The 502-nt window shown below is 43.0% G+C and carries 1 protein-coding gene; it reads right to left on the reverse strand.

All coding sequences use genetic code 11. From position 1 onward, the window contains the following. Nucleotides 1-489, reverse strand: a 489-nt coding sequence (locus tag G1O98_RS38615; protein ID WP_345940649.1) for a WD40 repeat domain-containing protein, incomplete at its 3' end; no start/stop codon positions are given. Between the last annotated feature and the right edge of the window lie 13 nt (nt 490-502).

The raw sequence follows: 502 nt of genomic DNA on the forward strand, positions 1-502 counted from the left end.
AGTACGCCAGAGTTTTACAGTCTTGTCCCCGCTACCCGAAGCAATCGTTTTGCCATCTGGGCTAAAAGCCACGCTATAAACTAGATCTAGATCTGGATTTACTGAAATAATTTTGAGTAAAGTACCATCAGTACGCCAGAGTTTTACAGTGTTGTCCCAACTAGCGGAGGCAATCATCTTTCCATCCGGTCTGAAAGCTAGACCACAAATTGTATTTTCATGCCCATCAATAGTTTTGAGCAAAGTGCCATCAGTACGCCAGAGTTTTATAGTCTTGTCCCCGCTACCCGAAGCAATCGTTTTGCCATCTGGGCTGAAAGCTAAACTATACACTGAATTACTATGCCCATCAATAGTTTTGAGCAAAGTGCCATCAGTGGTGCGCCAGAGTTTTATAGTCTTGTCCTCGCTACCCGAAGCAATCATTTTGCCATCTGGGCTGAAAGCTAAACTATACACTGAGTTACTATGCCCAATAAAGTCAGTCACTAAAGTCTTATCA

It is taken from the genome of Nostoc sp. UIC 10630, from assembly GCF_010747425.1.
Lineage (GTDB): Bacteria > Cyanobacteriota > Cyanobacteriia > Cyanobacteriales > Nostocaceae > Nostoc.